The 6,988-nt window shown below is 32.0% G+C and carries 7 protein-coding genes; 3 read left to right on the top strand and 4 right to left on the bottom strand.

The features are described 5' to 3' along the window. Window positions 1–294: hypothetical protein (locus AB8B90_RS00525; RefSeq protein WP_405332523.1), on the bottom strand; the 294-nt coding region annotated here is incomplete at its 3' end. 374 nt (window positions 295–668) lie between these two features. Between AB8B90_RS00525 and AB8B90_RS00520 the strand changes: the two genes are divergently transcribed. Then, on the top strand, window positions 669–1,337 hold the full coding sequence (locus AB8B90_RS00520) for an HAD family hydrolase (RefSeq protein ID WP_405332520.1): 669 nt from the start codon (window positions 669–671) through the stop codon (window positions 1,335–1,337). Window position 1,338: 1 nt separating this feature from the next. On the opposite strand, the gene mscL is transcribed toward AB8B90_RS00520, so the two are convergent. The 3 genes from mscL to AB8B90_RS00505 form a co-directional block, all read right to left on the bottom strand. Further along, window positions 1,339–1,782 (bottom strand): large conductance mechanosensitive channel protein MscL, encoded by a 444-nt coding sequence (gene mscL, locus AB8B90_RS00515; RefSeq protein WP_405332517.1) that lies wholly within the window; start codon window positions 1,780–1,782, stop codon window positions 1,339–1,341. A 42-nt stretch (window positions 1,783–1,824) separates the two neighbouring features. Then, entirely contained in the window at window positions 1,825–5,088 is a 3,264-nt protein-coding gene (gene ccsA, locus AB8B90_RS00510; protein ID WP_405332514.1) for a cytochrome c biogenesis protein CcsA, read from the bottom strand. A gap of 111 nt (window positions 5,089–5,199) precedes the next feature. Continuing rightward, entirely contained in the window at window positions 5,200–5,598 is a 399-nt protein-coding gene (locus AB8B90_RS00505) for a group III truncated hemoglobin (protein WP_405332511.1), read from the bottom strand. Window positions 5,599–5,683: 85 nt separating this feature from the next. Between AB8B90_RS00505 and AB8B90_RS00500 the strand changes: the two genes are divergently transcribed. Then, entirely contained in the window at window positions 5,684–6,442 is a 759-nt protein-coding gene (locus tag AB8B90_RS00500; RefSeq protein ID WP_405332509.1) for a Rossmann-like and DUF2520 domain-containing protein, read from the top strand. Then, entirely contained in the window at window positions 6,432–6,962 is a 531-nt protein-coding gene (locus AB8B90_RS00495; RefSeq protein WP_405332506.1) for a KdsC family phosphatase, read from the top strand. Before AB8B90_RS00500 ends, AB8B90_RS00495 begins: the two co-directional genes overlap by 11 nt. The last annotated feature ends 26 nt before the right edge of the window (window positions 6,963–6,988 follow it).

Raw genomic sequence — 6,988 nt, 5'->3', positions numbered from 1 at the left:
AGTTACATAAACTCTATAATCTATGTAGCTGTTTAATATATTGTGTGTACCACACTTGTAGGTCTGATTTTGAGCGCCATTCAAAATCAAACTATTACTTGATCTAAACGTTCCCAAATTAGCACCTTCAAAATTTGTATTGGCTGTATCTACATTAAGATCATAAAAGGAATTCCCTGAACCATTAACATTTAAAATCACATAACTCTCGTAAATATCAGATTGAGAAAAAGATAATGCTGATGTAAAACACATCGCAAAAAGACAGCAATATAAAAAGCAATATTTCTTCATTGTTCTTTACTCTTTAAATAGTTTTATTCGTTTAGGGAACGAACATTAATTTATGTTCATTGAGGGAGAAAGGGACAAATGCTATTAAGTGTCCAATGAGGGAATTACAAACTTACAATCAACTAAACCATTTCAAACATAAATCAGTTAAACGGTAATTATTTACTTTAAACATTGTTTATCAGTTAATTAAATCGACAAAATACAACAACTATTGTAAGAAAAATAATATTCTTAAACAGGCGATTTTAATAAATCGCAAGTTTATTTAAGCACTTTATCGAACATTAATGCACCTCAACAATTGTATTCTAAACGTATTGATTATCAGTATGTTTTTAATTATATTCGTAACAACTAACTAATTAATCTATATGTTTAAAGCAGTATTATTTGATATGGATGGTGTTATTGTTGACACCGAACCACTTCACCATAATGCGTATTACCAAATGTTCAACGATGTTAATATTGATGTTTCTGAACAATTATACGCTTCGTTTACTGGACAGTCTACCATTTCAATTTGTGAGCAACTGGTTTCGTATTTCAACTTACCGCTTTCACCTCATACTCTAGTTGGTATTAAACGAGATCGATTTAAGTATTTATTCGAAAATGACAAGAGTTTGTCATTAATTGATGGTGTTCTTGAATTAATTAAAGATTATTATTCTAACGAAATGAGCTTAGTTTTAGCGTCCTCAGCATCAATGGATAATATCAATCGTATTTTTAAACGTTTTGATTTAGATCAATATTTTAAAGCAAAAATTAGTGGCGCAGATCTAGAAGCATCTAAACCTCATCCTGAAATTTTCATTAAAGCTGCTGAATTATCTGAACATCATGCAAATGATTGTTTTGTAATTGAAGATTCTACAAATGGTATTAAAGCTGCAAAAGCTGCTGGAATTTTTTGTGTTGGATATAAGAGTCCGCATTCAGAAGGTCAAAATTATTCTGAAGCCGATTTGATTATTGAAGATTTTGATAATATTTACTATTCGAAATTAGAAAAGCTTCTTAGTTCGGCTAGGTAAATTATTTTTTGTCTTTTAGCAAGTTGTTCTGCTCTTCAATTAGGTCAGTAAGTTTTGATAATAATTCAATATCTTTTGGTGTTGCGACAACTTTATTTTTTGGATCTTGAGCTTTTCTTCGCAATCTATTCATTCCCTTTACTACTAAAAAAACAGTAAAGCCAACAATTAAAAAATCTAGAAACGTTTCAAATAAAACTCCATATTCTATTGCAACTTCTTCAACTGTTACTTCTCCATTAGAATTTGCAACAGCATCTCTAAGCACATATTTTTTGTCTTGATAATTAAGACCATGTGTCATTAATGATAATGGAGGCATGAACACTTTTTTTACTAAAACATCAATCACTTTATTGAAAGCCGCGCCAATAATGATACCAATGGCCATATCCATCATATTGCCTTTAACAGCAAACTCCTTAAACTCTTTTAAAAACTTCATTTGTGAGACTTTGAGTTATAAATACAATATTACTCAGATTGTTTACTTTTTATAAAACTTGAGGTATTTTTTATAAGCAAGGAAACCAAGAATTGCAACTAAAATTAACGCTAACGCTATGTACTGATAGCTTAATATTTGTTGACCTGACTGATAAGAATGTAATCCTGATAAATAGAAATTGACACCGAAATAAGTAAAGATTATAAACGCAATCCCTATAATTGACGCAAAATTAAATCCGAATCGTCCTCTTAAACCTGGAATCAATCGCATATGAATAATAAATGCATAAGCCATAATACTAATAAGAGCCCAAGTTTCTTTTGGGTCCCAGCCCCAATATCTTCCCCAACTTTCATTTGCCCACATTCCACCAAGAAAGTTTCCAATAGTCAACATAACAAGCCCAACAGTCAAAGACATTTCATTGATAATTGTTAATTCTTGAATATTTAAGGACATTTTTTGCTTATTCTTTTCAGTTGTGAAAATCATCAATAATAATACTGTAATTCCAAGCATCATTCCTAGTGTAAACGGACCATAACTAGCCACAATAACTGCGACATGAATCATTAACCAATAACTATCTAAAACGGGTTGTAAATTTGCAATTGCTGGATCCATCCAACTTAAATGTGCAACCATTAGCAACATAGAAGTTACAAATGCTCCAGCAGCTGTTGTCAAATAAGATGTGTTTTTCCCTCCAAATATTCCATAAATAATTGACAAGTAATTATGTCCTTTAGAATTTGAAAGTAATAAACAAAACAGCATTGTTGCCCAAGCTACATAAATGATAGATTCGTAAGCATCACTCCAAGGTGCATGACCAGAAATATACCATCGTGCAATTAATCCTGCTGTGTGTAACAAAAATAAGGCTAAGATTAAAAACCCTAGTATTTTAATAATAAGGTCTAAAACTTTATTCTTATCCTTAAATATTTGCACAATTAGCAACACAAATAATAATAATCCAACATATAAATACCAAGTAAATAGTTTTTTAAAAATGTCATATTTGTTGTAAAGAATCTCTGTCTTAACTTTATCATCAGATAGCATGACTTCACTACCCAGTTTCTTTTGATTCTTTTTAAAAGCTTCTAGTAATTTATCAGCAGTTTTATAATCATTTGTTTGTTTAGCTTTATATAACTCTGATAGATAAAACCCAAAACTATTTTGAATAAATTGTCCGTAAATGGTATCGTTTACTTTCTCTTCAAACTGTTCTCTGTATTCAACAGGTGATATCCATGTGTTTTTTTCATCATTAGGAACAGGAAAAATCTTTAAGGAACGTCCTTCGATGGTATTGAATAGTAAATTAATACGTTGGTCTGTTTCCTTAAATTCTTTCTGATACCCATTAGGTACCTGAGTTTTATAGGCATCTTCTAAAAAAGGAGCCAATTTATAGCTTCCATCTTCCTTGAGAAAATCTGTTATAGATACGTATTTTTTGCTTTCATCTACACCAATTATATGTCTGATAGAATCCCCTTTTCGCTTTGCTAAATAAATGATAGGAACATTGTACCAAAATAAAGGACTCTCTTGCATGGACAGCATAACTTGGTTAGGGTCAAACTCTTCATAATGATCTCTTTTACTTACTTTACGCAATACTTCTGAAGCAAACGTATTCATAGGCATCATTCGTCCACTATAATCTTGAACTACTAATTCACCAAAAGCATCCGAATGTGATTTAGGTGCGATATTGGCTCTAATTACAGAATCAATTTCAGTTTTTGTTGGTTTTACAATGGCAATATCGTTGCCATGGTCGTGACCATCATCTGCAGTATGTTCTTGTGAAAAACCGGTTGTAGCAAAACACAATAACAGTACAGTTATTAACTTTGATTTTTTAACTTTAATTTTTTCAAGACTACGTTTCAAATCTGCAAATCGAGTGCCTTTATCTAAAAGAATTGCCATCAATCCGAAATAGAGTAACATATATCCAAAATAGGTAATCCAAGTTCCCCATTGATCGTGATTAACAGAGAGTTTTGTTCCTTTTAAATCTGGATCAAAACTTGCTTGAAAAAACCGATAACCCTTATGATCTAATACATGGTTCATATAAATGTGATAATCGAACTCTCCCATTTCATCATCAACAACGGTTATTTTACTTTCATAGGACGAAAAGCTATCTTCTGTTCCAGGATACACCTCAGCTATAAAATCATTGAGTTTAATACTAAATGGAAGTTCTTTAACCATGGATCCATATTTCAAAGCCACATCTAATCCACCTACTTTAACCTGTTCAAACTGTCCGCTTATGTACTGTCCACCCAATAGATTAACTTGCTTAGTTTCTCCATTTGCAGTAACATTTACAACGACACCATCTTCACTTCCTCTCAGCATTTGAGAACGTTTAACTAATTCAAACTCACCTTTAATCACTGGCTTAGGAAATACCATGGATAAGTTTGCTATTTGGTATCTAGAACGTAATGCTAGTGGCTGGATTGAGTCTTTAACTAACTTTCCAGTAGCTCTAGTTGACATCGTCATATAATCACCTTCAAATGGCGATTCTATAAAAATGCCATTACTTTCATCTGTAGTAATATTGATGGCTCCTTTTTTTGGACTATTCAGTGTGAAAATTAAATTGTGTATGAGTTGATCTTCACCATCTTTTAAGTAATGATTATGTGGTTCGCCACCAGAAGATTCAACAATTTTAAGATACGACTCTCCATTTTCATCTGGAACAACATCTATTTCAGCACCTTTAATAAATTTTTCTACAGAAACTGTTACTGGAGTTCCATTATAATCGCTAGTGAATTCAAAATCGTTATCTAATCGTTCAGAAAAATCAACACGTTCATTAACAACTTTACGCTGTGCTTTTCCATCGACAACATAATCACCATCAATGTAAGCTGTAACATATATATCTCTAGTTAAAATATCGTTAGTGGTTTCTCCTTCACGAATTGGCATCCATCCTTCATAGCCAATATATCGGGTAATTCCTGCACCAATAAAAATAAAAATGAATGCTAAATGTAACGTTAGTGTTGCCCATTTTTTCTTTTTGTAGAGACGGTATCTAAAGATATTTCCTATAAAATTAATAGTAAATAAAACCATTATGAGCTCAAACCACCAAGCATTGTAAATATAGTGTCTGGTGTAAGGTGTAGGTGACGTTTCTTGGCTGGCATCTAAGAAAGTCCCTATAATCATTGCTACTGCAAAAACAATAAATAAAATACCAGTTAAACGTGTTGAAAATAGAATATTGGCAATTTTTTTTTGCATAGCTTTCGTTTGATTGTTAACGTGACTTTTTTAGCTGTGCAAAGGTAACCATTTTAGTTTAGTTAGCTCTAATGAAAAAGACTCAAAAATGTGTTAAAAAAGAATCAAAAATTATTTCTGTCGTGCTTCAAATATCTTGAGATACATAAAGGTTCCCATTTTTCGAGCTCTTCGTTTTGCATTTTCAACCACGTCACCTTCAAACAACTCATCTAAAGTTTGAAACCATAAGTTTAGCCAGAAACCAAAATGCAATTCTGTAATTGAATGGTTAAATTTTTTATCGACCTTTACATGAGCCTCAAGTGGATTCCCATAATATTTATGCTTGAGTTTTTTTGTCATAAATAAACTGGTTTCCCAAAACGTAGTAAGATGGTCCAAATGTTGTTCCCAATCATGAATAGTATCATTAAAAAAGGGACCTAGCACTTTATGCTCTCGGATTTTTTTATAAAATTCTGAGACAAGTAATACTATATCTTCTCTATTTTGAATGTCGTGTTTCATGGTTTGTAAAGTTAATTGTTTACAACTAAATAGGAAATCAAAATAAGTTAATTTGTATGTCGTATTTCTATTGTATTTTAGCAATATGATTTCAGTAATTCTATTAGGAGCAGGCAACGTTGCCACACATTTGTATAAAGCCTTTGCGGCCTCAAACAATGTAACTGTAAACCAATGGTATAACAGAACTTTAGATACTATTGAGTCGTATAAAAACGACGTTGAGATTATTAATAATCTATCTCAATTAACTGAAGCAGATGTTTATATTCTGGCAGTAAGTGATGATGCAATTTCTGAGTTATCATCTCAATTACCTTTCGAAAACCGATTTGTAGTTCATACTTCAGGAAGTGTTAGTGCTTATGATATTGATAAAAAAAACAGACGAGGCGTTTTTTATCCGTTACAAACCTTTTCTAAATCTACATCAGTAAATTTTTCTGAAATCCCAATATGTATAGAAACCTTGGTTAGAACAGATTATTCATTACTCAAAAGTGTAGCCATTAGTATTTCAGACCACACTAAACGAGTGAATAGCGACCAACGTGCTTCTCTTCATTTGGCTGCAGTTTTTGTCAATAATTTCACTAATCAAATCTATCGCGTAGCTCACGAAATCACAGAATCAAATGGTGCTGAATTTGATATGCTTAAGCCTTTGATTTTAGAAACGGCTAAAAAAGTTCAAGACATTTCGCCTTACAAAGCGCAAACTGGACCAGCAAAACGCAATGACAAAAAGACGATCAAAAAACATTTAAAAGCATTAGATAATGCGCATCACAAAGCCAATTACAATTTACTAACTGAATCAATTAAAAAAACACATGGAAGATAAAAGCTATAAAGAATATTTGCATGATATAGACACCTTCATTTTTGATGTAGATGGTGTACTTACTGATGGCACCGTTACCATAATGACTAATGGAGATATGCTAAGACGCATGAATATTAAAGATGGTTATGCACTAAAAACTGCCGTTGATGCTGGATATAATGTTTGTATTATTTCTGGAGGAAGCAATCTTGGTGTTCAAAAACGTTTAGAAGGTTTAGGTATAAAAGACATTTATCTTGGTGCTCATAATAAAATTGATCAGCTTAACGAGTATAAAAACAAAAAGGATTTAAAGGATGAGAATATCTTATACATGGGTGATGATATTCCTGATGTTCCTATAATGAAACTAGTTGGTTTACCTACTTGCCCTCAAGATGCAGTTTACGAAGTTAAAACCATCAGCAAATATATTTCTCATAAAAATGGTGGAAAAGGCGCTGTGAGAGATATCATTGAGCAAGTTATGAGAGTCCAAAATAAATGGGACGGCAACTTTGACGCCAAATACGATTAGTTACAAAAAGAAAACAACTTATAAAT

Source organism: Psychroserpens sp. (assembly GCF_045105015.1).
Taxonomy (GTDB): domain Bacteria; phylum Bacteroidota; class Bacteroidia; order Flavobacteriales; family Flavobacteriaceae; genus Psychroserpens.
Note: the sequence above shows the minus strand (reverse complement) of the source record. Positions and strands in the feature narration are given on the sequence as shown.